This is a genomic window from Shewanella glacialimarina (assembly GCF_020511155.1).
In the GTDB taxonomy this organism is placed as follows: Bacteria; Pseudomonadota; Gammaproteobacteria; order Enterobacterales; family Shewanellaceae; genus Shewanella; species Shewanella glacialimarina.
On record NZ_CP041216.1, the window covers coordinates 3,109,375 to 3,135,365 of the forward strand.

The following is a 25,991-nucleotide window of genomic DNA, read 5'->3' on the forward strand; positions in this document are numbered from 1 at the left end:
ATACCCCTTCTTATAATTTATTAATATCGAGCGTTACGATTCATTACCGCGGAATGACAACACCGCACGGTCTTCTGTAATTTGTGTGTGGCCACTTTGTACTGTTCGCAACAACATGGCAGGTTTTGAACTGGCATAACTTCTAAAACGAATAGCCTCACCAGCTTGCCAGCCGCCACCAAATGCGCTCTGGCGAATAATAAAATACGGGGCAAGTGTCAGTGGGTTTATTGGAGCGAAATCATTGACGGTATCGCCAGTTGCAATTTGACCTAAACGTTTACCCACACAGCGAAATGATGTTGGACTAGTCATAATTAACACCCAGTCTTCATTAATCGCGGTGTCGTTACGCACCTCAATCGGGTAATCAACCACGTTCAAGCTGGCTGTCGCATTGGTTCCATCTTGGTCCCAATTATTCGACCAAGCTGTCATGTCGCGAACAGTACCAACTCGTGCTTGCAAGTCGCCCAAGTCTTGTACGCTAGACACCACAGAACCAATGGGATACGACTGGCTTAATGGCGCGGCTAATACCAAAGTATTGGGCAGCACCTCTACAACCAACGCTAATTCACCTATGCTATCTGTCAGTAAAAATGGCGCTTCAAAACCACTAAAATTACTGTGCAGTGTCACAACACCCGTTTCTTTAACCACACTGTAATGCGTGTTATTTAGTGTCCATAAACTGGCCCCATTGGCGTCAGTAATATCAACAAATCGGGCATTCACTCGTACAGATAAGGTTTGGTCAGCAGCAGGGCTAACGATTACTTGGGTTTGGCTATGTTGCACATTGATGTTGGTCCAGGCAGTAAAACATGCCACAACACCGCCGTTTTTAATCCGCAGTGGGTTTAGGCCATAAAGCTCAGGAGGGGGTGAAAGCGTCACCGTTTCGGTTACGTCATAACGTAGGGTGCTTAATATCACTCGTTGCGTAAACTCAAGCGACACCGCACCATTAACAATACTGCCCGTCACACCCGTGCCAGTAATAATGCCGTTGGCATCGGCGCTGGCACTCAGCAAGGTTTCAGAAGTGGTCGAAACAGTGACATAAAAGCTATCCAGTACAGGCTCAGGACTGGTAAGAACAAACGTCACACTTAAATCACCAGGTGGTACATCGCCACCACTTGCAGGTGCTGTTTTAGCTAGCAAACAGCCGTAGGTTAAGGTGAAATTACCCCGAAAATCCACGTCCTTAGTCACCACACCAGTACGGGCATTAATCCAACCAATTACGGTCTGATTTAATTCAATTATAGGGATTGCGTCGATGTCATCGGCACTAAAGTTACCTAGGCTCACACTACTGTTGCTGTAGCTTGAACTATCAAAATTTACTTCACCCGCAAAAAAATCCTTCGTCAGAATGCTATTAACAGGAAACGTATTACTACTGGCATAAATCTGGTACTTGCTGGCCTGATAATACGACACCGCAATGCTGTTATTCCCGGTCATGTTAATGCCCGTAAAAATAACAGTAACCGTGGTACCAGTAATGAAGATGTTGGCATACTGACCAAACGAACCGCTGTAAGTTACCGCTTGCTTATTGTTTTCAGCAAACCAAGGTGAATTAACCAAATCAGGTATCTCAAAAATATAGGTGTTTTGATTTGGTATACTTGGCAAAACCAAGGTGTTGCGTGATGGAACATACACACCCGCATTATCAACTGTAACGCTGCCGCCTTGCGAATCAGACACTCCCGCTAATGCATTACCTGCGCTTAATGAAATGGTACGCACCTTGGGTAACATCTCTGTTATCGTGGTGCCAACATCAAGTATTTCACTCGTTGCAGCAGCGGTCAGCTCACTCACGCCATGGTATTTAATGCCATCGTTTGCGCTAACATAACGTAATTTAGTACACCCAGTTTCACCATTGATAGTGACGTCAAAGTTTGGCGTATTAAACGGAATAGCCGGCTTAAAATACACTTGCCCACCTTGGCCACCTGTTACGGTTTCTTGCACTTCACAAAAATGTTCAAAGCGGGGATACAGCGCATTTTCATTACCCTCATACTCAACAGAAATAACAGTCACTTGGCCTTGGCTTAAGCGAATAGTTTCGTAATAGTCTTTACCATTAAATTGGTAAATAGACTGCAAATACGAACGAGGAAACGAGTCTTGCCCCGCCAACAAACCAATTAACCGGTTGCGTACCAGTTGCCCAGCTTTAACGGATGACTCTAAAATCTCTACCATGTCTGTCATGCGATCAGCATCTTCAAACTCATTTGACTCAGCTAACAACATGCTTACTAAAGGGTCTGTAGGTTTTTGACTGAAAAAAACATGACCATTAAGCAACAGCTCAGTGCCTGTGGTATCCAGCGCGGGGTAACATTTGACAATATCGACCGCAGATTGCGAATGGTCAATATCTGAAATCGCTCTAAATAGCTCATTAAGCTCACCAGACTTCACCACTAATTTAGTGCGCTGGCCGCCCGCATCATCACTAGAACCCAGTGACTCAGGCTTGAATATTTTTAAATCTGCTCGGGTAATGGTCATGTGCTTTCTCTTTAAATAATGGCTCTTTAAACGGTGATTAATTTCAGGGTAATGGCGTCAATTTGTTCCGGATCGCCATCGCTATAATTGATTGTTGGTATGCCGCTGATTGCCTGCTCGCTAAAGTCCCACATCACGCTCAACACTTGACCGTTAATTTGTAATTCAAATGCCGTGACAGTTAAATTTGCATGGCTTTCTAGCAATTCGAATATGGCCAAGGCTTCACCTTCGCTATACAACACTATGCTGCGACCAGCTTGTTTACTGGCAATTTCAATATGCTGCGAACCATCGAGGGCAAATTCACGACTGCTCACATGGGGCGTATAGCCAAAGCGGTTTAACCAAATAAAATGCGGTAATTCGATAGTGCCTAGAATGATCATGAGGTAGCCTTTATTTGTTCAAGCTCACGAAACAGCAACTGTTTAAACTCATCCAGCAAATCAGCTTTCATGATATTTCCCGATGGCATAACCAGTTCAAGCCGCACTGTATCAACACGCCCGGTACTTACTGTGGTCGTCGAATTTCGAGGGGTAACCGCTGATTGTGTTGGGGCGTTACTTGCGCTGATGTCGCGGCTTGTCGTTGATGCTTGCGCTTGTGCTTGCTGACGACGTTCGCTTGCCTCTGCATCCATCTGTTTAAGCTTTGTTTGATAAATTTCTCGGCTTAAACTCAGCGCCTCTTTGGCACTGGCAATCGCGGTTTCATCCTGGGCTGTTCTTGCTGCGATCAGCTGGGCTTCAAGTTCAGCTTGTTGCTGTGCATAACGACGCTTTTCAATAGCGGTTTGATTATTGTTAAGTTGATCAAGCTCATCTTTAAGGCTATTGACCGTGCCGTTAATATCATCACGTAAGTCTAAAATTCGGCTACGGGTAGACTCAATGGCAGCTTGTAATGGCTTAAGTTCCTCATCACCCAATTCACGTATTTGTTGTTTAGCATATCGACCAATCTGATCTACTTTGGCAAGGGTAGCGCTTGAGCTTTCAAGCTCTTCGGTCCACTTACGAATGGCTAATGTCTCGTTGATGATTTGTTTTTCACGCGTCAACCCAAGGTTATATTGCCTAGCCAAATGGCCCCAAAAACCAGTATTCACCCTTTGGTTTTGCACTATTTTACTGGTTAGCACATCAACACGTTCGCCTAAGTCTTCAGTGCTTTTATCACTTAACGAAAATTGCTCATTAAGGTAAATTTGAGCCTGAGCAAATAAGTTAATATATTCTGTGACTTTCCCTGTCTGCTGCTCAAGTCTTTCTAATTCTTCACGTTGTTCAATCAAGCTGTTAGTGGTGCCTTGTACTTGATCGTCCGTGTTTTCTTCTTCATCACCTAAACCACCCATAAGCTGTTGCAAAATGTTTAACAACTGCACTAAGCGTTCTTTTTGACGGTTATATTCTTCTTGGTTAATCGCACCGTTTTTAAAGGCATCATTTAGCCTATCAAGCTCGGCGTTATTTGATTCATATTGTGTTTTTAGCTGGGCAAAATTAGCGGCTTCAAGCTTCTTAACCTCATTAAGTCTCTCTGTTTGGTCTTTTAATTTTTGGGTATTGCGACTAAGGTCAACTATTGCATCACTATTAGTGGTATTGGCATCAGTACTAACACTTAATGCAGCACGATTCTTCGCTAATGTTGCAGTGGTTTGTTCAATATCTTTAGCTAGTTTCTGGTGTGCAGACGTGACGCCACCTTGCAGCGCATCGCTATAACGCTTCGATTTATCCGTCAGCTTTTGATATTCATCACTTAATTGCAATGCAGCAGCCTGAGCTTTTAATCCTTCAGGAACCATTTTACCTGATGCTTCAGCGGCAACAATTGCGGCCTTTGCCCAGCCAATAAAGGCATCTCTAACCTGATCAACGGGCTCTTTATTGTCACGAATAAGCTCAAAAGCAACTTTTGATTTTTCAGCAGTGTCCTGTAACGACTTAGTACTGGTCAGCCCTAAGTCTTTGTATGCTTGTTCAAGTGCATTAGCGCCTTTAGCAGAGGCATCTAAGTAAGTTTGTTGTTCTTGAAATTTAGCTTTTAACTCATTGAGCAATTGCACATGGGCTGCATATTCATCACCAGCTGCCTGCAAAGGTTCAATAGCCGCATCAATTTGGCGAATAAAGCCAGCCATGCCCCCATTCACATTTTCAAGCGTTTTAGTTTGCTCGCTCAGGGTTAACGTTAAGCGTAATGCTTCATCTATAGTCAGTCTGATGGGCTCAATAGCCACTTGCGTTGCGTTACCTAATGCGGCTGTAGCATCGGCTTGATCTTTAGTGGCTTTGGTCGCAGCGCGTGCCGCTTCTTCTTGGGCAAGCACTTGCGCGTTTTGAATCATTAACTCAGCGGTAAAGGCTTTATAAGTATTGGTTTTTAAATCATAAATAATTAAACCGTCTTTTTCGGCTTGCAGTACTTCCGCCATACTGCGAAACAGCATACCTGTCGCATCGTTTAATGCTGTTAGCTGGGTGATTTTTGCTTTTTCGGTTTGGGTGGCAAACTTACGGCTCTCAGCAAGGGCGTTCTCCGCCTTAATCAAATCCCACATCGCTTCACCAAGATTGTATATCTCAGTAACCGACCAGGCAGCAGCGCCCGCTAAGCCTAACTTACCTAAAAGCTTAGCGGTATTTTTAAGCCCACCATCAAGCACTACACCTGCAGCTGCAGCCGTTTTTTGAGCGGCTTCAAACTTAACTAACCACTCAATCGCTTCCTTAGTGCCTTTGGCCATGTCGATAAAATAGCTACCTACTTTAAACGCAGCCCATGCTCCGGCAACCATGGCGATGGTATCGCTATATTCATACAAAAATAGCCCAGTACTTTTAACACCTTCACCAATACTGATAATGGCATTACTGATCTCAAGCGCCCATTCTCTTAAACGGCCATCGGCGGCCATAGTGGCAAACTCGGTATTAAGCGCAGTTAATTGGCCTTTTAACCAATCCATTGCACCGGCATTTGATACCTCGGCATAAAATGCGCTTAAATTATCTTTAGCGTTAGAAATTAAGCCCGATAACAACGCCATGTTAGCAGCTGCAGCACCCGCCGCGCCTTTGGCCATTTCATCCATCAATGCCTTAATCACATCGCGGCTAAGCTTGCCTTGTTCGCTCAGCTTTTGCAGCTCAACGGTATTTTTACCCGTCGCCTTCTCAAGCAACTCCCACACGGGTACGCCGCGCTCAATCAATTGCAGAATTTCTTCTCCCTGCAATTTTTGCTTTGCCCAGGCTTGACCTAGCGCAAGTGAAATACCTTCAACTTCCTGAAACGAGCCACCTAACTTAAATGCCTGGTCAACAATGGCTTGCATTGAGCCATTCATAGGATCAAGTCCAAAGGCTTTAAGCTTTACAAAAACCTGGCTGACTTCTTCAAGCTGTAACGGGGTGTTTTTGGCAAAGTCTTTCACCCATTCAGTGGCTTGTTCACCGCCAGCAATAGACCCCATCAAAGCATTAAACTGCACACCTAGACGCTCGTACTTATCACCGGTTGAAAAAATGTCTTTCACCGCTTGAGTAACACGGTCAAAGCCTAAATACGCACCGGCTAATGCAGTGACTTGGCCAATTACACCGCGTAATGAGTTGGCATGTTCGCGGGCACTGTTATTGCCTTTGTCCAAGTCTTTGGCAAACTTATCAACTTTACGGCCAGTACCATCCAGTTCAGCGCCTAATTTACGTTGAGCAACGGTGAGGTTGTTGTAGTCAATGCCCGATTTAGACAGAGCATTTTGCAATTTAGTATGGCTTGACGATTGCTGCGCTAATTCGCGCTGCATTTGCTCCAGCTCTTTTTCAGCCACATCAATCGAGCGCGCCAACTGCACAAAGGGCGCATCGGTTTGGCTAGCACGTTGCTTTAAGTCTTGCAGTGCAAGCGCAGAAGCCGTTAGGGCGAGCTCTTGCTGTTCAAGCTCATTGCGTGAACGCTTAAAGGTGTTAATCAATTCTTGCTGATTGGCCAATCCATCAAGCTTATTGGCTAAAGTGTTGGCTTTTTGGCTGGTCGATTGGCTGCTGTCGCCAACCTCATTAAGTTCAGTGGCTAAGGGCTTAAGGCCATTAGTGAGCTGCTCGGTTTGTTTGCTTGTGGTACTGGCGCTTTGGGCTACTTGGTCAAGTTGTTGATCAAGCGGTGCAAGGCGCTGATTAAGTTCATCAACTTGGTTAGCACCGGATTGGCTGGCGTCACTGACACCATCGAGTTCATCTGCCAGGGCCTGCGTCTTAGGATTCGCCACATCCGACTCAACGCCGATGCGCTTAAGCTCATCAACTAAGGCGGCAATGTGCTGTTTACCGGTGGCTTCGGCAACAATACGCAGGGCGAGTTCTAAGGTTTTATCAGCCATGGCTCTCTCGATATATGTCGTTTAAATCAGGTTTAAACGAAGGTTAAACAGGCATGCAAAAGGGCACACGATTAATCGATGCCCTTTGCTTATTTAGTCTATTAACATTTGACTAGGCAGTTGGGGCATCTAACTCTGAATATTCAAAGGGATGGTCTTTACCTGCAACTAACTGTGCTTTACCGGCTAAGGTTGCGCTGACAAACTCGCTAGCAGCAAAGTCCAATGCACTGGTTGGCGATAAGCTGGCATCAAAAATATCCAGTTTGATAGGCTTACCGGTTTCAAGGTTGGTGCCTTCACCAAATAGGCGGGCACGTACCTGGGCATTAACGCCGCCTTTTACCAAGGTGCCACTAATGGCATTGTGCTGACCGGTTACCAGCACTTCTCCACCGGCTTCAACAGCACTGCCTTTTAGAGCGCGCACTAACCCAAGGGCGTAGTTCACTTCATAGTCGGTACCAAGCACGAGTGTGGCCGCATCTTTTTTCACACTAAACCCTAAGGTGGCAAAGTTAGATTGTGGTAATTGTGCCCAGCGTAAATTGGTCGGCAGTATTAAAGGTGTATCTGTTAAATCACCACTGCCTTGATTAATAACCTGAGTATCACCCAGCAGCGCCATCGCTATCAGCTCAGCGGGTTGATCGTCAAACATCCATTCAACCTCTACTGGCTTAGCAATTTTCACCACACTCAGCGCTTGGCCATAGTTAGCTTTCTTTTTACTACCACGCACTTTTTCATCTGCGTCGGTTTTAATAGCAAGCTTAGTGGTGTTAATAGGACCAATGATCCCCGTTGATTGTCCTTGGGCATTTAATCGGTCAACAAAGAAGTTGCCGGCAACAAGTAATCCACTCATAAGTATTTCCTTAAACGTTAACTAAAGATTAGGGTTAAAGCGTAACTGCACAGAAAAGGCCAATGGGTAATACCCATGGCTTTTACTGAAACGGGGTTTTATCGGGCTGTTGATGCGTAAAAACGGCCCCATTCTCTGACCATGTAGATCAATAGATTTGCCAGCTAGCGCGCTCAATGTTTTAACTAACAACTCACCCGCATCGGCTTCATGAATTGATAATCGGCACGCCAACATCACAAGCCAGGTTTGTTTAATTTGTGTCGTCGCGCCGCCTTGCGCGCTATCGGGTAAGGTGTCTCCCATGTAAAGCAAATGAACTGCTGGCGTTACTTGGCTACGCTCATCGACATCACTTAACTCATTAGCTTGGTAAACCTTTTTTACGCTTTTATTCGTGACTAAAGGTGCTAGCAATGCATTTAGCGCATCACCCGCCACCAGGTAGTTCTCTTTAATGTCATACATCAAATAAACCCCTTCGCGCTATTACGGCTAAACACGCTGCCAGCACTTTCTATCACCACTGTAAGTTCACTTTGCTTAACCGTTTCACCTGTATCAGCCAGCCCCAAACTAATATCGCCTTTGCTCACTGAGGTTAAAAACTTCACCACCGCTTGATAGCGCTTTTCAACTTGTTCAGGCGCTCTGTCGCCGTATAAAAAGTAACGGGCAATATCACAGCAATTACGTTCTAACACGGTCGGTACTGTCACTAGCGGCAGCTTATATCGTCCAACAATGTAGCCATCAATCTCAGCACTGGCATCAGACAAGGCTTGCTCAAGTACTGTCAGGTTAATTTCACCAGGCACGCTATCTTCACGCTCAGTCAGCAGCACCAAGTCTTGCTGACCAAACCGGCTTAGCATGTCGGCGGTGGTGGCATAAAGCGTGACATTAGACATACTTATTCATTCGCTTCTGTTTTAACGGTTGTCAGGTCAACAGACGTTTTCAATGTCTGGATTGCGCTGATTAACTCAGCTTTTTTCATTGCTTTAAAGTCAGTCACTTGCATCAATGCTGCCAGGTCTTTTAATTCTGCCACCGTCAACTCTTCAAGGTTTTTCTCCTTGCCATCAAGCTCCACTATGCCTGTTACTGTGCCATCAGCATTTAATGACGGATCACCGTTTGAAAGCTCCACACTCCCCGCCGTTGGTGCCACATCAGATACCGATACTGTGAGGCGTTTGTCAGCCTTAAATGCAGCCACTTGTTCATCCGATAACTCGGCCAAAGGTAAGAGGTTTTCGCCTTTGTTAAGCGCCACCCCCGCACGGCGATAACCAGTGGCCGCAAGGCAGACCACAAGAAGGACTTGAATTGTCGAAACAGATTTAGCCATTTCATTATTACTCCTAGTTAGTAGGTGATTTAGGCGTGTCCTTACGCCCAGTGTCGTTTAACTGATGATTACAGCTGCGGAACAACCAGTAACTGAAACTTACCTTTCAGCTCGTTTTGTACCGTGGTGCCACCTTCATCAATCAAGTCACGCTCTAAAATCTTACGTGCAGCTTGCTCAAGTGACGCGGGCACCACTAATAAGCTAGGGCGAATTTTGAGGGTTTTACCGCCATCACGAGTAAACGCGGTCATTTTCTCGTAGCTGTCCCACAAGTTCGTCGCGTTCAATGCTCGCTTGTTAGCAAAGGCCATTTGCCAAAAGCCAAAGCCGGCTTCGCAGCGCATGTCAGCACCAAACTGAAATTCGTTTTTGGTCCATACAGCAGGATCAGTTGGGTTAAACAAGGTGTTTAAGTCCAGCTTGCGACGTTCTTGAAAAATAAGCGGCTTCAATGGGCGCGTGGTATCAAGTAAAAACCACGGTTTACCTGTATAAGCACCGTCAACCACCATGTTAGGTACTGAAGCATCAACCCCAGAGCCGTCATGTGCAGCGTTCACTGGATGGTCAGTATCAAAGAAGTACTGGCCGTCATAGCAAGCGGTAGTAAAACCATCAGCAAGCAGCTGAAACACCAGATCATCAGGGAACTCTTGACCTTCTTGCGCTAACATTTGCACCATAGGCTTGTAAGTGCCCACAGTGTCATCTTCAACATCATCACGGCTAATGCCGATGGTGTTTTCAAAGGTGCGGTTAGTGATTGAATAGCCATGCTCTTTAATCGAGTTAATCACGCGATCGCCAAGCCACTCACGAAACGCAGGCATTGAACCCAACCAGCCATAGGTGTTCGACTTGGTATTGCTGGGCACTACGCTGGCAACTTGAAGATATTGGGGTTCAACATTATTCAGCGCATTTTGAAACTCCATCCGCACCATAGTGCGCAGGGCTTGTAAAGACGGTGCATTAATCGCGGCCATTAGTTTTGCTCCTTATCGCTTGCCTTTGCTTTGGCAAAGTCATCGTGCGACATGCCCCAGGCATCAGCCATTTGCTTTTCATCAGCGCTTAATGCGGCTAATGATGTTTTATCAGCGGGTTTATCCACTGTGGTGGTTTGCTTAGTGGTTAAGGCATTAATCGGCTGACGACCATCAAGGTGTGCTGACAATGCCGCCATGCCTTGCTGCTTACCCAAAGCGACTAAGTAATCTTGTTCACAAGTCAAAATGCGGCCGTCATCAAGCGCCGTCTTTACCGTTTGCTCAATGGTTAACTTGCCGTTTTCTGCCGTTAAGCTCACTAGCTGTTCACGCATTGCGTTATAGGTAGCAGCAGGGACAAACTGGCTTAAATCAGGGCCATTGGTGGCACTGAGCGCAACCAGTTTTTGATTAAGGCCATCAACGCTGCCAGCGGTGGTGGTCAGTTCATCAAGGGCTGATAACGCTGCAGTTTGCAGCTCTTCACTGAGTTCTGCCGCTGTGGCGTCAAACTCAATGCCCAGTTTTTGTAACATCGCTTGTAATAGTGGGTTCACATGAAATTCCTCCGAGGAAGTAAGGGCGTGGCCTGGGTTATTGATTGAGTGCTGATTTACGTGATGTTGATTTGCGTGGTGTTGATTTGCATAGTGTGGTGCCAGTTCGGCCGACAGCTGCGCTAACGGCAACATGCCATCTACGCCTGGACGGTTAGTTAATGCACCTGAATGAATGTATTGCGGGCGGCCGCTATCGGTGTCGTAACCGAATACCAGCGAGAAGTACTTGTACTCGCCAGCGGTTAAATAAGCGGTGGCGTTATCGGTAAAGCGCGGTTTAATAAACAAACCTTGGCCTTGTCGATATTGCACATCAGCAAGGCTAAACCAACCGGCAGCGGGTGCGGGTTGACCGTTTTTGTCTTTGTTGAGGGTTTGGTGTTCGTAGTCAATAACCAGATCACCGGCTTGGTGTGGGGTGTTGGCTTTAAGCGCAGCAAAGGCGATGGCATCCATCAACCACTTGCCAGCTTTAACATCGCTTGGGCGTCCATCTACTGCGGCAAAGTAACCAGCAGGCAACGCTTGAATATAACCATCGGCATTGGCCGTAGTGACATCAAAGGTTAACTGGCTGCTAAGGGCGGTAAGCTGAAACATAAAAAAGGCACTCTCAATAACATTGGAGTGCCTAGAATGCGGGTTTTACGAATTTGAGCGGATATGAAAGGTTTCGGGATTAATTTGAGCTATCAATTAAAATACTGTATTGCTTTTCTACTTGAGACCATGCCCCATGACCAAAATAACTCAAGTGATCGAGTTTTTCGCTTAAATATGTAAAAACCAACAACTCATCGAAGATACTACAAACATCATCATAAAAATGTAATGGGTTATTATCCTTAACTGGGATGCCTATATCCCATTGCCTAATGTTCTTGATGTTTAATGGAATCCATTTAACATTTGATGTGTCTTCATCACTTACCTTGATTGGTTTAAAGTTGAGATACTTTTCACATTTATTAATAAGTTCGATGTAGAAGTTCTCCAGCGCAGAACTATTACCCTTGCCAGTGGTAATCTTTGGGTTATTCTCCATCATTTCTAGCTTTACCATGGATTTGACAGTATTCGATACTAACTCTTTTATTTCAGAACGAAAGCACATCACCCCACCTTTATCCGGATCACTTTTCACATCTAAGTAGGCTTGCCCATTTAATGGATATAGTTCTTTATAAAATTTATTTCTTTCGTAAAAGACCACATTGAACTTCTGTTCTAATACGTCTAAAAGCTTAAAAAACTCCTCGCGATGCTTGTAGTAATTCGCAAACGTATTCTGGACTTTAGTTGCCTGAATTTGCTCATCTGTTGTCTGCATTTGCTTTATGGTTAATGCTGAACGGTGAGTTGCTACAACTAATCCTATTAAAGGAAAAATAAGAGAAAAGACGGTCAAGGGGATTTTTTGATATGTAAAAAAATTATCAAGCGCAGCTTTAGTTAATGAAGGGTAATAATTTAAATTATTTGTATGACTTATTAATGCCGCCAGAACTAAAGCTATACTTAATGTGCCAATAAACACACACCAGAAATACCCGTTATTGAGCAAAGGCTTTTTTATATCAAAACTATCTCTGAAAATTCGGAACATGCACTTCTTCCCTAAAAAACTAAGAACCTCTTAGATAGCCAGAATAACCTAGTTTAAAACCCGTTTAAATCTTTGTTAAAGTGTTTAACTCACTTTAGGATGAACCTTGTATAGAAACGCCGCAGATTTACCATCTGATAAAGTTTGCAGTAACATGTTGGCTTAAGACTACAAGCTCGGACACAAAAAAAGGCACTCTCAATAATATTGGAGTCCTAGAAGCTGTTTTACGAATTTGAGCGGATGTGAGAAGTTTCGGGATTACGGAACGTAGCGTCTTAGATAACGCCTAAATACCCAGCCGTTTTTGTAACTTTCACTAGTCTGATCGTAATAACTGACAAATACCCAATCTCTATCTTTTTCATTAACTTCAAATGCATCAATGATTACACCTTGGCCAAAATTCAAAGTGTCTATGACTTGATACTTTTGCCCAGCTGCAGCTCGCACATTCAGTTTCGTGGATTTAACAAAGCGGCAGACAGAAAGCTGTTCTTCACAAAAATCTCTCTTTGCGGCAATAATTACTTGTTTCTCTGTAGCTGTTTTATCAGTACTTAAGAATGGTAAAGCTACTTGAGCATGTAATATAGCGAAAATATAAGGGTATATAAAAACTTTCAATAATTCGAAAATAATTGAAATAATTAACTGCCCATATTTTGATGGCTCAGTTGTTTGGGTCGCAATGAATTGCTCAGGTTTTTGACTTAATTTGTTTTGCGAATAGTCTTTAAATGCTTGAATTTCTGATTCATCAAAATCATCCAACAAAGTTATATCAACAATTTTAGCTTGTCTCATTAAGTGAGAAAAACTATCTGTCGTGAGGCGACCGACGAAATTCTGTAAGTTAACTGAGTTACTCAGTTCTTGAATTATTTTCGAAGAAGGATTATTAAGCTGACTCTCCATAAACTTAGGTGAAAACATCTCACTCATCATCTTGCTGGTGGCAAGCTGATGCTCCATAAATTTAGGTGAAAGCATCTCACTCATCATCTTGCTGGCGGCAAGCTGACGCTCCATAAACTTAGGTGAAGACATCTCACTCATCATCTTGCTGGTGGCAAGCTGATGCTCCATAAATTTAGGTAAAAGCATCTCACTCATCATCTTGCTGGCGGCAAGCTGACGCTCCATAAACTTAGGTGAAGACATCTCACTCATCATCTTGCTGGTGGCAAGCTGACGCTCCATAAATTTAGGTGAATACATCTCACTCATCATCTTGCTGGTAGCAAGCTGATGCTCCAAAAACTTAGGTAAAGACATCTCACTCATCATCTTGCTGGTGGCAAGCTGACGCTCCATAAACTTCGGCAAATCCAACTCCTGCATCGTTTCAACAGAAGTTTTTTTGAATTGCTCATTCAACTTGTTTCACCTTAGTTTATGATAAACAAACGAAGCATCCAGCATAACCTAGTTTAAAACACGTTTAAATCTTTGTTAAAGCGTTTAAGTGGTTTTAAGACAAGTCGTTGTACTAAGTTCAGGGTTAAGTCGCTTAAATCGTGTTTGAGCGCTTTACGCTTCAAAGCTTGTCAGCTTAGAATACCATCTTTATTTTTAAAACCATGGACGGCACATGAATACGACCTTTTCTAAATCTCCTCAAACAGAGCAGCAAGCTCCCGAATCCGAGACATCATTAAAGTGGCTTATCACTTTCCTGGCCTTTGTGGCTGCCTGCCTACTTGCGTTGTACTTTTTGAATTTCAATGGTGGCTGGGGAAACCAAGGCGACTTTGGTGCATTTGGTGACTTTCTTGGTGGAGTACTGAATCCCATTTTAGGCTTTGCCACTGTCGGGCTATTGATCTGGTCACTGAAAATGCAAATGAAAGAGCTGTCTCACTCTAATGAGCAGTTGGCTTTAACTAGGCAAGAGTTGAAAGAGACCAAAGAAGAAACAGCATTAAGTCGCCAAGCTATGGAAGCGCAGGTTACTCATTTAAAACAAGATGCAAAACTGACTGAACTGCAGGGCGTGTTAAAAGCTCAGCTTGATATCATCAACGACCTTCTCACGACCCAAGTTTATTCTCGAGCAACTGATAGAGGACCTATAGAAATTACCTTCGACAAAATATTGAACAATCATAATGAAGTTCTTAGATATAAAGGTGCATTAAGTGAGCTGCAGGATTCTGACGACCCCAACCCACTGAATATTATAGGGAAATCATTGGAAATACAAATAATTCAGCTTGGTCATATATCCTTAGAATACTCTAAAGAAACTAACTCAAAACTTTATGCGTTACCCTACCTTGTTAATGCAATATCACTGCTTAGCAAATTCTATAAATTTCAACCAAACAAAAGTATTGAGATTCTCTTGAAAGAGATTGATACACAAATAAAAAAAGGCGAAGACGAATTTTAATTAACGCTATAAAAGTCGATAACAATCTCAAGAATAGATTGATCATCCAGTACTCACACCAAAATATTGCCTTGCAGGAATAGCGGCTGGCCCTGCTAGCATTCCGTCAGTGCCACCAATGATGAATAGCGGCATACACTTTATTACTACCAATGGCTACCCAAAAGTCAACACTGTCAGCGCCAATGCTGGCAGCAAGCCCACCTGCACTGGCTTGTAATATCTTACCGCCCTGGCGCTTGGGATTAGTTTTAAGATAAGCATCACTTAATGATGACCATGACATATCATTAACAGGATTGGTCTCGTTTTCAAATGCGCCTTCGGTAGCTGACTCAAGTACTGCTCAACTAAGTTTAATTAATGGAATTTAATTATCTAGCTATAAGAATTAAGCTCTTTTTGTCATAAAACGGGAACTATTTAAATTTGCGCGTGTTACGGAGCGTTTAAGGGCACAGCCATTGCTTTATTAAGTCTATGCCAAAGCATGCACTAAATGGCTCTCAACTAAGTCGATAATATAGTCCTGTTCAAACGACGCGATGCCAATAAATGGCCGTGCGGGAATATCTTGATTGGAGAACATACTGAACGGGCTAGTGGTACCACCAAATTGGTGTATTGCTGCGTACTCTTGATTACTGCCAAAATCTAAACCGGCTTGATTGAGCTGATAATGTAGGGTATCGGCTAAGGTGCCCTCTTCGGTTAACACACGGTCAGTTCGGGTTTTACGCTCGATTGTTGTGCTGCTTAACGGCTCCCAAGGGGTACCATCTGGGGCTTGTTGATCGATAAATCGCTGTTGATGTGTTTGCAGCAAGTATTCACCAATTTCTTGGTACACTGCTGACATGTCTTGACCTTGCTCAAGCAAATGTTGCAATGCTTTGTTAAGCTCCGGTAGGCCCTTGGTTTCAACCCTTACAGAAGCGCCCGCCATTATTTAGGCTCACTTGTAGCCGTATAATGCTGTTCAAATGGCGTACTGACATAAAGGCTTTCCCACACTTCGGCAAAGTGTGCTCGCTCTTGGCCTTTAGCTTGTTGTTCAAGCGCTGCTATTTGTTCAGACTTTTCACTATGACTTAACTGATTATTGTTTATCACAATAAATGCTGCATCGAGTAACAATGTCGGCTTGCCTTGCTCTGTATCTGCATTTGCTTTAGCCAGCATAGCCGCTAGGGCATTATCCATGATTGACTCCTTTTGTGAGCACTTGTTGTACTAGCATATCAAAATAGGCGGCAATATCGGTATTATACTCGACCAATGCACTACGATTTAACACCCAGGCAGCAAAGTGTTCGGCATGCCATTCATAATGATTATAGCCACTGTATTGAGTAAACCCACTTTGAAGTGGTATGGAGGGGCTACCCGCTTTAAAGTGTAGCTGATGCCCTACTTCGTGCAGCCAGGTAATGACTGTACCGCTGTTATGTTTACCTTCGGCATAGTTTCTTGCAATACTAGATAACGAAAATTTAGCGGTTCCTTGTTGGGCAAAGTGGCCTGCAAGTGACACGATTTGCCTGAGTTCGTTAACATCTACTTTATCCAAACGAGTGGACGCTGCCACTTTAACGATTACATGATTATAGGATGAAGAAGTAAAACCCCAAGACCTTCGATAACTGCTAGATGTAAATAAGCGCCTAGGATGGTATTTGTCATTTTGCAAATAGTCTTTTACTTCCCCCTCAATAGCTTTCGCCCCTACATTATTAACGCCCATTTCGGCTTGTTTTAAAAAAAGACTCTTAACTTTATATTGTTCTAAAAAATGTCCTAACTGGTCAATTTGTGGCGCACTATTCGTTTGTTTAAAGGCATTCAATAAGGTGTTTAAACTGTCATTAGAGACGCCTTTAACGGTACTAAAACTATTAGGTACAATTTTTTGCTCTGGTTGATATACATTTTTAGTGTTAGCTAATGCTTGCTGCTTTTGTTGATTCTTCTCTCGCTTAGGGATGTAGTCAAAGCCTGGATCAATTCCCTTTGGTACCAGGTGCATTTCACCGCTGTGTTTATCTAACCACTCTCGGCTGCCATCATCCGGCCGTTGGCTGGTCTTTAATCCTAAGCGGTTAAACTCATGTTCACTTACTCCATACACACGGCATTTACAGCCCCAACCATTAGAGGGGAAATGGGTTTGCCACCATGGATCGTCTTTTGCCAATATAGTGCCATGCCACTTTAAATGCATTTCACGCGGATAACGGCTATCACCATGAGCATAACGCCAATATGCAAAGTGTTGCAGCTGCTCATACCGCCCCGCATTATAACTTTGACGCATATTGGTATTATAAATAACCCGTGCCCGCCAATCGGCCTTTCCTGTATGTGACCAGCCATGCTTGGCCACAATGTCGTTAAACTCTTTTTTAAACCAGGTAATCGATTTACCGTCACTAATAGCGGCGTCTACGGCACGCCTAAAGTCATTAAGCAAATCATCCTTCATTGCCCCAGCAACACTAAAAGCGCTGTTATGGCCTGCTTGCCAAATGTCATTCCAGCGTTCAGATGGCATATTCAGTTTTTGCTTGAAAAAATCAATTTGCTCGTTAAAAGGCAACGAGCCGTAACTGGCTTTGGCCATTAGTTACCCTCGCTAACGTCATATTGCCCTGCTAAATCACCTGCAACAAACGCTTGCTGCATCAGTTCGCTGGCCTCATCAATCGACAAATCAAACTCAGCTAGCAAAGCTTGCAACTCTTCTAAGCTGTCGGCACTGGCCACAATGGCACCAATTTGTTCAAGGTGATCACCCAATACAGGCTGCATGTTCGTCGCCAGCTGCTGGCCCATGGTATCTAACTGGTGCTCAGACTCGTCAAAGCGCGCTTTAACATCGTCGAGTTTAAGCTGGGTTATTTTACTGGCAGCTAAGGCAGCCAAGGCACTAGGGGGCTTTTGTTGCTCGTTATTTTGAGTTAAAGATGGTGCTGATGCCAAAGTGCCTTCTGGCATTAATACTGGTTCATTATTGGCAGGCTTTGGAATACGCGTTTTATCATGCAGCCACGTTTGTGGCACTTGCAGGCCCATACCGACTAATATCTTTAATGGCTCCGCTAGTTGGGTTAAATCTTCTGGATCGGTAATATCAAACACTAAACGCGGGTGACGACGTGAGCTTTGATAACTTTTGCAGTTAAGTGCGTATAACGGCGCGATTAAATCACGGGTAATGGTTTCGGCTATTTGGGCTAGGTCAGCATCGCGCAGTTCCTGGCGCACTTCGTTATGCACATTACCTAATGCATTAGTTGAACTTTTACCGTCAGCCTGTGAGGTTAACGTGCCCCCTAAAATCACTTTGCTCATGGTTTTTTCAGCCCAGGTGAACATCAGTTCAAACGGGTCAGCTTGGCCTGTGGCGGCACTGTGAAAATCCATCACCATGCCTTTAGGCATAATGCCGCCCGCATTATGACCAATGCTCATTACCGCCTGCAGCAAAGCACGTTTTTCATCATCACTGGCACCCGCTGGATATTGACCTATGCGCAGCGGCAAACCGTAAATCTCTAAAAATTCAGCTAAGTCACGCACACTGTAGTTTTTAAAAATAAACGGCCAGATTAATTGGCGTACTAATCCACTGCGGCTGACATAGCCAGATTTAGCGGGGTGAACATGCTTAATCCAACCAAACGGCCACAGCTCAGCACCTTCATGGGACGCATTACGTAAGCGCAGCTCATTGCGTTGTTCAGGATGGGTCATAAACCAGGACGGATCACGATACTCTGGCATGTCCACAAACCATTCACCCAGTTCACGTTTCCACGCCAGCTCATGCATGCTAAAGCCTTTTAAAATGGCATCTGCCATCGACTTCACCAGGCTTTTTATCCAGTTACCTTCTTCAAGCATTTCTTGCAAATACTCAGTGTCAGCTTTTTCAGCTGCAGTGGCATTACGCGGTGGGGTTAAATAGTAATCCACGCCAATTAAGGCGCGTTTGCGCTTATCTAGCTCAGCGTATAAATGGCCGTCTTTTTCTTCAATATCTTCAGCCAGCTCACACTGGGCAATCAAGTCACCTTGTTCGGCCGATTGTAAAATTTCTGCTGCACGTGCCGGTGTTAAGCCACTGCTTGGATGCTCACTAAAGGTTCGGTGCAAACCCACTAAACGTACATCGTCAGTTTGCAGGGCTTTAGCGTCACGCTGTTTAAACGGGCGACCTAAGTGATCAACTATCGTGCTTGTTCGTTCTCGCATTACCAGCAACCTCGCTGTGGGGTGTCATCGTCATTGGGGCGTGCATGGCTTCTGGCATTCACATCACGATGGTGACTTTTAGGAATAGGGGTAAATTCAATGGGCGCACCGTCAAGGGTTGAGGCATACACCATCAAAAATAAACTAATGGCGGCATCACCGTGGCGCTCTTTGTCTTGTCCTGTGCGCACATCGCCAAGGCAAGGCGTACCACGACGGTTAATGCTTAAGGCGCGTAAGTCTGTGCCGGTGTCGTCATCCCGCGGAATAGTGATTAAGCCGTCTTCAAAGTGGCTTTTAAATCGGGGCATTTGTTCGCGGTAAAAAGGTTCTGACAACATCACGCACTCAATCACTTCTGTGCCGTATTTGTCCTGGGCGTATTCGGCTAAAGCCTGGCCGTTACCGCGTGCATCCATACCGCCGCCGCGTAAGCGTGGCAGGCGATCAACAATGAAAAACAAGATTTGCTCTTGCTGTCTAAAGGGGATGTTTTTAAGCTCAACTTGCAGCTTAACGGTAATGTGTAAGTCCTGGGCCAATTCACCCACATCGATAACCGTTAAGTCACCACTGCGGGCAAAGTCTTCACCGAATACATGAGGCCGCGCTGGATCTAAATGGTCTAAAATGGGCTTTAACTCATCAGTACACCATTGCAGTATTTCAGCTTCACGCAGGTTTTCAGGCCACAAACCAAAGTCGTTATTTTTCTTCAACCGAATAACAGGGCCGCTTTGTTCAATGCTGGCCATACGTGCTTCAATTAGCGCCCGGTTTAAGTAAGCGCCACCGCCCGATTTAGGCACACAAAAATATTCTTCCAGCGCATCTTCTTCGGTTGCAGTGGCTTTAAGTAGCTTGGCTTTCCACTCATCTTCTGCGGCCTGGCTCCACTCAATACCTCGAATCTGGCAAATACGCTGATATAGCCCGTCACTACAGGCATCATCTAAGGTAATGCGATGGACTGAGTAGTCCTTTTTATCGGCACGGGAATCATTAATCAGTTCGTTAAACAGGTTTTCAATACCGTTGTGGGTACTGATCAAGCGCACTTTTGCGCCCCACATGGTTAACGCCAATGCTGCTTTAAGTACTTCGGCAAGACGGTCATGAAAGGCGGCTTCATCAATGGTTACGTTACCTTGCATACCACGCAGGTTTGACGGGTTACTTGATAGCGCTTGAATTTTAAAGCCTGAGGCAAAGTAAATGGCAAAGGTTAAAATTTCTTTGCCATCTTGGCCGTCATCAACAAAAATTTCCTCTTGAATATCGCCTGCGGCTTTATCAAACACCTTGGCCCACATGGCTGCGGCATCAATAAACTCGCGCGCCATTTCTTTATTACTGCCCACATAAAAGTGATTGGTACCGCCTTGGCCACGAGCTGCGCCAGCGGTTAATGATGCATCTGCCGCTTCAGCCCAGGTTAACCCGGTACGGCGAGACTTTTCAGCAATCTTAAGTGACGACTCATCTGCTATCCAACGCTTTTGATAACCTAGCAGTACTTCTTTAGGATCAAAAATATTGAGGTAACTGGCCTCAACAGCAGGGTCAAATACAGGTTTAGTAATACTGGCATGCTGGGCGTTCATTACACGATCCCCAAAATTTCACGCTTAAGTAACGCCACAGCATCTTTAGTCAATCCCGCTGACTTAGCGACTTTTTCAGCAGCATTAGCAGCCTCGTTAGCAAAGGCGGTGCGAATTTCTTTTTCACGTTTATGGCTGGCCATCGCGGCGCTTTCAAGACGCTGCACTGCTAACATGGCATCCTTAATCATGCCCACATCTGCCGCTTCACCATCTTCGTTTAATAGGGCTTTAAACAGCTGTGAACGGGCCATTTCTAAAATAAGCTTGGTAACTTCACCTGTGGGTTTATCGCCCAGCTCTGCGGTCCACACTTGGGTGATTTCGCGCATTTCACGCAAGCTTTTACCCACAGCCTCCATTTTGGTGGCATAGCGGTTAAGACCCGCGCGTGACAGTTGCTGGTCATCGGGCAAGCCAGCGGTGTTGATCAGTGCGTTAATTTCTTCAAGCAACTCAACCTGGCTAATAGATCCATCACGCAAACCTTTATCTAAGCGTTTACGAATAGCCTCCGGTAACAAGTCAACCTTAGAGCGACGGCCACGAGTGGTACTTTCTGTTTTATTAACAGCCATCATCAGCTCCCTTTATGCTTAAGCGACGCAGCAATATCACGTCGTGCTTGCACAAACGCTTTTTTCAGTGCTCGCTCTGCTTGGCCAACCTGCGGCACCTTATTAAAGTAGATTTTGCTAAAATCACCTTTTTTAAAAGGTTTACCTTCTTTTAAGGTCATAGGCTTAATAACTTGCTCTTCCATATCAGCCACAACTAATGCCAATGCCGTATGGTAAATCACCTTTTTTTGAGCCGACGTAAGTGGTTTAACAGCCATGATCACTCTCCCGCACTAGGGCGTTTAATGCCTGGAATAAACACCAGTCCATCCACCACATCTTGACCACGGGCTTTTAGCTCAGCAATCAGGTAATTACCTTGCTCTTTAACACTGACTAACCCTTGTTCCTCTAACCAATACAGCTGGGTTTTAATGGTGTCATTACTCATTTCCACCCCAAAGCTGGCACAGGTATCGCGCACCATAGAATGGTTAGCCCCAAAGCCGACCATCGCGCTCAATGCTTTTAAAATACTGCGGCGTTGATGCTCATTTTTAATCGTGATTAACGACATGGTTTATTCCTTATTTTCCGCGTAATTCATTTTCAGTTAGCATTTCGGTCATGCTTTGCAGCGACTTAAGCTGGGGGGCAATCGCGGTAAGTTGGCCATTCACTTCAGCCATGCGTTTGTCCAATTGGTGAAAGTCTTCTTTACTGGGTGAGTGCTCGGCAATAATTTCAAGCTTATCGACCCGTTTTTCGATAACGGCTATCGCATCAGTTTTGGCGTAGGTTTTAGCGAGAAACCAATTAGCAATCAAAAATGTAAGTGAGATAACCGCGTAAATCTGTACCCAAAACTCTTTGATTAAATCAAACATGTCGGCCTCCGTTTTTAATCCGTTGGCGGTGTTCAAAGTCTTGCTGACAACTGACACACCGCAAAGCATTGGCCCGTTCGGCTTCTACGGGGTCATGACAGTCACCACAAACACCGGTGCCTTTTGTGATGTGGTAACGACGTGCTTTTTGAATACATGCATCACGTTCTTTGGCTTCAATACTGCTTGCCCAATCTGAATCGTCCATTACCTACCTAATCTTTTGCGGGTGAAGAAACTGGAGGGGTGCTTATTTTTCCTAGCAGCTTATCTTTATCGCTAGACTCTTTGGTGCTGCTCACCCAATAGGTGACCGCACCTGCCAGTAGGGTAAATAAGTTGCCTACTAGGTAGACGATAAGATCTCGATTTCCCTGGGGCGCATCGGTAAAAAACAATGCCGCCAATACCAATGCAAATAGAGCAAGTAGCGACAATGTAAGTACTGATGGCATCCAATGGTCTTTATGTTCAGCACGTGCATTTTGACGGTCAGCCAATGTGGCTTGATAGTTTTGCAATTCAAGCTCTTGCAAACGAATATGCGCTTGGCGAATTTGTTCTCGCTCTTGCTGTGCCCATTGCTGTAACTGCAAGGCGGCATTAGGGTCATTTTTAAGTTTTGCCAATACTGCCTCAGGGCTATTATCAGTGCCTAATGCACTGGCTATCTGTGCCCCGATACTTGCTGCTATGCCAATTGGCCCACCTAATAGTGGGGCGACAGTGGCAGCAATTGAACCAACCGTGCCGGCAATCGTTTTCCATTCCATTAATGGTTATCCTCTTGTGATTTTGCGTTAATGCAGGCTTTAGCTCTAAGTACATGAACCGCCATTACAGAACCCCAGCCAAGATTAAAGAAGTATTGACGGGTGGCATGGTGGCTGTGAAGGGGCGCAGCAGCCGGCACTTGCCCTGCCAATTCGGCAATAATGCGCGCATCAAAACCATCTTTGGCACATTGACGGTGCACACGGTTTTGAATTTTTTTAGGGCCAGTTGCAGCAATAGGGGAATGATTAACCGCGCTTTTAGCCTGATGATGAACGAAAGCCATTAGCTTGCCTCCATCTTGCCCGAAGCAAGCACTCGTGCATGACGTAATGCACGGTTAGGCGTTTGTTTTGCCCACAAGCTATCAAGTGCATGGGCTTCTACGGCTTTCCAGTGTTCGCCTTTAATGGCTGTTAGCATGTTTTTAAAGCCAGCTAAACCGTGCACACCTAATTGGTATGCCATCGATATCAGCACCGTTTGACGAGCTAAGTTACAACGATAAAAAGCCGCTTCAATTTCAGGGTGCTGAGTAACATCATTAATAAGCGTGGCAACATTTACCGCTAACCAATGTCTAGCGACAACTTCTGGCAACGAGAATTGATAGGCAATTAACGGCTGATTTTTAGCACCGATACGTTGGCCATAGCCAATGGTGGGAAAGCCTTCGCTGCAAAGATAAGGTTTAGGGCGAAAGCCTTCCTCATCAGCAAGTAAATTGACAGCTGCAACAGCTAAGTCTGTAAAGTCGCCATCGTAATAGTCAGATGGATAATCGTTATGTGCAGGCATAAAAAAACCGAGATAATGAACGTTATGTCATTGTCTCGGTTTAAGGTGTTTTAGCGGATTGGAAAGGTTTCGGGATTAACTAATTAGAGGAATAAATGAGCTTCTATCTATTTCCCAATAGTCACACAAGCAAGCTATAAAGCTTCTCAACTCAACAGAAGAACCACCTGTTCCAGAAATAGCTTTAGATTTCGATAAGTTCTCAAATTCTTTACCAACAGTAAATAATGATACTGACACATCATGTCTACTAAAGTATTCTGCTAGTATATTCGTCTGCATTTGGTGAAAGCTATCTTCTAAATTTGTTTTCATTTGATTGAATGTTGATTGTCCATCTTGAACATATTGATGAAGTAAGCCTTCAGAAAGAGCAAGTACCTTATCCAAACCATCTTTTCCCATAGAACCATAAGTTATGCCATTAAAGAGAGCTTTTTTTCTCTCTTCAAGATCTAAATGGGAATATTCTTGCTGTATAAAATCTAAACAAATAGAAAGATATGAACATATTAATAGGAAGCATCTTAAAGCCGTATGACGACTTGAAGACTTAATCAGAATTTGTTCCGCAAAAAATCTAGCATACTCAATTAACTCATTACACGTGTCAAAACTTAAACCTTTAACCAAAAGACCTTTTGCTTTATCCAAAATGCCTTTCCAGTCCCCATCAATTTTTTGCAATTCGTAGCTAGTTACTTCACAACAAAACTCTTCTTCACTCAACCTTTTACTTGTTGATTTTGATGCATTTTGCAACTTTGAAAGAAAATAACCATCTAAAACCAACACGCCTAAATTTCGACCAAATTCTTTTACGGAGGCTCTTTTTTCCGTTGTTGCAACAATTGCATTTTTCGCGTTAACGACAGTCTTAAGTCCATGCACCCAGAAAATTCGTTCTATTGCCTGTGGTGTTTTTTTATTCTTGATATCAACGATGGAAATATCTCTTGATAAGGGCGAATTTCTTGCATACAACCACAAATCAACATCTGTTACATCAAAACCGTCATATGTAACAGGAACGCCTCGAACAACATAATATCCAGATTTTAAAAAGTAATCCCTAAGATCCTCTTCCATTGAATGACCTTTATTTATATTTAGTTTAGTCATTATAGGTTCCCCGTTCTCAGGGCTGATAACATGTCAATTGTGGCTCTTTTACTTAAACCTACAGTTTTTCTAGACTTAACTCTATTAACTTCTGGACCTGTAAAATTCGTTACTGCTGCTGATGGAAGACAAATCAAAGAATGTTCACTGACATTTCCTTGAGTAAGAACTTGTAATGCAAGTTCTCCAACCTCTTTCTTTAACAGTTTCATCATTGGCCCAATCCTAGACCCTTTTTTACCTTGATACACTTGAACCACACCTTTCATTTCCATCACTTTATAATCGTGAAGAATTGCTGGGACTGGCCCTATGCTTCCTCCGTTGACCAAAGTTCTAATTAAAGCTGAAACATGATTAATTTTACCTCTGGAATGTTCACTTTTAGTCATACCATACGTGATTGAACTAACGAATGCTTTTGCTAAATCAAAAGCATCTTCAACCAGCGAATTACTATACTTAGAAAAAGCAGATGGCATTGTTAAATAGCCCGCCTCTTCTCTATCATTACTCACAACACTGATATCATATAGCCCTATCGAAGAGATTTTACTAAATAATGGCACGCCTAATACACGTTTAGCCTCATCAACACTAATACAGCCATACATTTTAAGCATTTGATTAACTTCAATAAGCTTTCTATTTTCCTCTCCATTCAGTGAGCTTAATACACTACTAATTTTGCGCGAGTATTCTCGTCTAAATATATTACCATTAAAGTATAAGTTATCTGTTTGATCTAGTTTTTCAAAATCAACGAAACCAACTTGCTCAGAACGAGTAAATACTTGATCCAGCTGTTCTTTGCTAAGTTTTAGTGTATCGGAAATTTCTTCCCCGGCTTCAGACTTTTTAATCGGCGCACATGAAGCTTTTTCTGCTAAATTTAAATAGGAATATTGAATAGGTGAAGGATCTAAAGAATCGAAAATATTAGAAGTATTCGTTAACACTGAAGCAGATGTAATCCCAAGAACTTCGATACCTGTATTCCCAATATCAATAATATTCTTATCTTTTAACAACTGCTTAATCGCGGGAAACTCTAAGGCATTGATATTAGATGCATTAGCTAATGCTTTCAGACGTTCATTAGTCAGTTGCATTTGGTTATCTGCCGAAATAGCTGATAATAGTATTCCAGCTTTACCTGCGCTGTATATTTCGCCAAACTCTGTTTGATTCTCTACACCTTGCAATTTACTTGTGTGATGGATCAACCAAGCACCTTGAGTTTTTTTATCCATTAAATATACTTCCTTATT

The 25,991-nt window shown here is 43.8% G+C and carries 28 protein-coding genes; 1 reads left to right on the forward strand and 27 read right to left on the reverse strand.

All coding sequences use genetic code 11. The features are described from left to right. Nucleotides 1-33: 33 nt before the first annotated feature. The 11 genes from FJ709_RS13580 to FJ709_RS13630 form a co-directional block, all read right to left on the reverse strand. Nucleotides 34-2,547, reverse strand: coding sequence for a hypothetical protein (locus tag FJ709_RS13580; RefSeq protein WP_226410563.1), 2,514 nt, complete (start codon nt 2,545-2,547; stop codon nt 34-36). Nucleotides 2,548-2,573: 26 nt separating this feature from the next. Further along, nucleotides 2,574-2,936 carry a hypothetical protein gene (locus tag FJ709_RS13585; RefSeq protein WP_226410564.1) on the reverse strand — a complete coding sequence of 121 codons (363 nt, stop codon included), beginning with the start codon at nt 2,934-2,936 and terminating at the stop codon, nt 2,574-2,576. After that, nucleotides 2,933-6,946: a tape measure protein gene (locus tag FJ709_RS13590; protein ID WP_226410565.1), complete on the reverse strand. Its 4,014-nt coding sequence runs from the start codon at nt 6,944-6,946 to the stop codon at nt 2,933-2,935. Before FJ709_RS13590 ends, FJ709_RS13585 begins: the two co-directional genes overlap by 4 nt. Before the next feature lie 112 nt (nt 6,947-7,058). Continuing rightward, nucleotides 7,059-7,814: a phage tail tube protein gene (locus tag FJ709_RS13595; protein ID WP_226410566.1), complete on the reverse strand. Its 756-nt coding sequence runs from the start codon at nt 7,812-7,814 to the stop codon at nt 7,059-7,061. Nucleotides 7,815-7,835: 21 nt separating this feature from the next. After that, nucleotides 7,836-8,282 carry a phage tail terminator protein gene (locus FJ709_RS13600; protein WP_226410567.1) on the reverse strand — a complete coding sequence of 149 codons (447 nt, stop codon included), beginning with the start codon at nt 8,280-8,282 and terminating at the stop codon, nt 7,836-7,838. Next, nucleotides 8,282-8,725, reverse strand: coding sequence for a gp436 family protein (locus tag FJ709_RS13605; RefSeq protein ID WP_226410568.1), 444 nt, complete (start codon nt 8,723-8,725; stop codon nt 8,282-8,284). Before FJ709_RS13605 ends, FJ709_RS13600 begins: the two co-directional genes overlap by 1 nt. Nucleotides 8,726-8,727: 2 nt before the next feature. Next, nucleotides 8,728-9,168 carry an HI1506-related protein gene (locus FJ709_RS13610; protein WP_226410569.1) on the reverse strand — a complete coding sequence of 147 codons (441 nt, stop codon included), beginning with the start codon at nt 9,166-9,168 and terminating at the stop codon, nt 8,728-8,730. A gap of 68 nt (nt 9,169-9,236) precedes the next feature. Further along, nucleotides 9,237-10,157: a Mu-like prophage major head subunit gpT family protein gene (locus FJ709_RS13615; RefSeq protein ID WP_226410570.1), complete on the reverse strand. Its 921-nt coding sequence runs from the start codon at nt 10,155-10,157 to the stop codon at nt 9,237-9,239. Then, nucleotides 10,157-11,320, reverse strand: coding sequence for a phage protease (locus tag FJ709_RS13620; RefSeq protein ID WP_226410571.1), 1,164 nt, complete (start codon nt 11,318-11,320; stop codon nt 10,157-10,159). The genes FJ709_RS13615 and FJ709_RS13620 overlap by 1 nt, the downstream gene beginning before the upstream one ends. Nucleotides 11,321-11,399: 79 nt before the next feature. After that, nucleotides 11,400-12,326: a hypothetical protein gene (locus FJ709_RS13625; protein ID WP_226410572.1), complete on the reverse strand. Its 927-nt coding sequence runs from the start codon at nt 12,324-12,326 to the stop codon at nt 11,400-11,402. Nucleotides 12,327-12,587: 261 nt separating this feature from the next. Then, complete coding sequence (locus tag FJ709_RS13630; protein WP_226410573.1) at nt 12,588-13,706, reverse strand: SH3 domain-containing protein; 1,119 nt, start codon at nt 13,704-13,706, stop codon at nt 12,588-12,590. Nucleotides 13,707-13,920: 214 nt separating this feature from the next. On the opposite strand from FJ709_RS13630, the gene FJ709_RS13635 reads away from it, so the two are divergent. Next, nucleotides 13,921-14,721, forward strand: coding sequence for a DNA translocase FtsK 4TM domain-containing protein (locus FJ709_RS13635; protein WP_226410574.1), 801 nt, complete (start codon nt 13,921-13,923; stop codon nt 14,719-14,721). 106 nt (nt 14,722-14,827) lie between these two features. On the opposite strand, the gene FJ709_RS13640 is transcribed toward FJ709_RS13635, so the two are convergent. The 16 genes from FJ709_RS13640 to FJ709_RS13715 form a co-directional block, all read right to left on the reverse strand. Beyond that, on the reverse strand, nt 14,828-15,007 hold the full coding sequence (locus FJ709_RS13640) for a phage virion morphogenesis protein (protein WP_226410575.1): 180 nt from the start codon (nt 15,005-15,007) through the stop codon (nt 14,828-14,830). 192 nt (nt 15,008-15,199) lie between these two features. Further along, nucleotides 15,200-15,667 carry a phage virion morphogenesis protein gene (locus FJ709_RS13645; RefSeq protein ID WP_226410576.1) on the reverse strand — a complete coding sequence of 156 codons (468 nt, stop codon included), beginning with the start codon at nt 15,665-15,667 and terminating at the stop codon, nt 15,200-15,202. After that, a complete protein-coding gene (locus tag FJ709_RS13650; protein ID WP_226410577.1) occupies nt 15,667-15,924 on the reverse strand; it encodes a hypothetical protein in 258 nt (85 codons plus the stop codon). Before FJ709_RS13650 ends, FJ709_RS13645 begins: the two co-directional genes overlap by 1 nt. Beyond that, entirely contained in the window at nt 15,917-17,341 is a 1,425-nt protein-coding gene (locus FJ709_RS13655) for a phage minor head protein (protein WP_226410578.1), read from the reverse strand. The genes FJ709_RS13650 and FJ709_RS13655 overlap by 8 nt, the downstream gene beginning before the upstream one ends. Further along, nucleotides 17,341-18,975: a DUF935 domain-containing protein gene (locus tag FJ709_RS13660; RefSeq protein WP_226410579.1), complete on the reverse strand. Its 1,635-nt coding sequence runs from the start codon at nt 18,973-18,975 to the stop codon at nt 17,341-17,343. The genes FJ709_RS13655 and FJ709_RS13660 overlap by 1 nt, the downstream gene beginning before the upstream one ends. Next, the gene (locus tag FJ709_RS13665; protein WP_226410580.1) at nt 18,975-20,579 is read right to left on the reverse strand and encodes a hypothetical protein; all 1,605 of its coding nucleotides are present in this window, start codon (nt 20,577-20,579) and stop codon (nt 18,975-18,977) included. The genes FJ709_RS13660 and FJ709_RS13665 overlap by 1 nt, the downstream gene beginning before the upstream one ends. Further along, entirely contained in the window at nt 20,579-21,157 is a 579-nt protein-coding gene (locus FJ709_RS13670) for a DUF3486 family protein (RefSeq protein WP_226410581.1), read from the reverse strand. Before FJ709_RS13670 ends, FJ709_RS13665 begins: the two co-directional genes overlap by 1 nt. A gap of 2 nt (nt 21,158-21,159) precedes the next feature. Continuing rightward, nucleotides 21,160-21,417 carry a hypothetical protein gene (locus FJ709_RS13675; protein WP_226410582.1) on the reverse strand — a complete coding sequence of 86 codons (258 nt, stop codon included), beginning with the start codon at nt 21,415-21,417 and terminating at the stop codon, nt 21,160-21,162. 2 nt (nt 21,418-21,419) lie between these two features. Next, nucleotides 21,420-21,716 (reverse strand): VpaChn25_0724 family phage protein, encoded by a 297-nt coding sequence (locus FJ709_RS13680; RefSeq protein WP_226410583.1) that lies wholly within the window; start codon nt 21,714-21,716, stop codon nt 21,420-21,422. Between the two features lie 10 nt (nt 21,717-21,726). Next, nucleotides 21,727-22,026 (reverse strand): DUF2730 family protein, encoded by a 300-nt coding sequence (locus tag FJ709_RS13685; RefSeq protein ID WP_226410584.1) that lies wholly within the window; start codon nt 22,024-22,026, stop codon nt 21,727-21,729. Then, nucleotides 22,019-22,234, reverse strand: a complete 216-nt coding sequence (locus FJ709_RS13690) for a TraR/DksA C4-type zinc finger protein (protein ID WP_226410585.1) — start codon at nt 22,232-22,234, stop codon at nt 22,019-22,021. The genes FJ709_RS13685 and FJ709_RS13690 overlap by 8 nt, the downstream gene beginning before the upstream one ends. Before the next feature lie 7 nt (nt 22,235-22,241). Further along, nucleotides 22,242-22,799, reverse strand: coding sequence for a hypothetical protein (locus FJ709_RS13695; protein WP_226410586.1), 558 nt, complete (start codon nt 22,797-22,799; stop codon nt 22,242-22,244). After that, complete coding sequence (locus tag FJ709_RS13700) at nt 22,799-23,086, reverse strand: hypothetical protein (protein ID WP_226410587.1); 288 nt, start codon at nt 23,084-23,086, stop codon at nt 22,799-22,801. Before FJ709_RS13700 ends, FJ709_RS13695 begins: the two co-directional genes overlap by 1 nt. Beyond that, nucleotides 23,086-23,598, reverse strand: coding sequence for a glycoside hydrolase family protein (locus tag FJ709_RS13705; protein WP_226410588.1), 513 nt, complete (start codon nt 23,596-23,598; stop codon nt 23,086-23,088). Before FJ709_RS13705 ends, FJ709_RS13700 begins: the two co-directional genes overlap by 1 nt. A 75-nt stretch (nt 23,599-23,673) precedes the next feature. Then, complete coding sequence (locus FJ709_RS13710) at nt 23,674-24,720, reverse strand: hypothetical protein (protein WP_226410589.1); 1,047 nt, start codon at nt 24,718-24,720, stop codon at nt 23,674-23,676. After that, the gene (locus tag FJ709_RS13715; protein ID WP_226410590.1) at nt 24,720-25,973 is read right to left on the reverse strand and encodes a hypothetical protein; all 1,254 of its coding nucleotides are present in this window, start codon (nt 25,971-25,973) and stop codon (nt 24,720-24,722) included. Before FJ709_RS13715 ends, FJ709_RS13710 begins: the two co-directional genes overlap by 1 nt. Nucleotides 25,974-25,991: the final 18 nt, after the last annotated feature.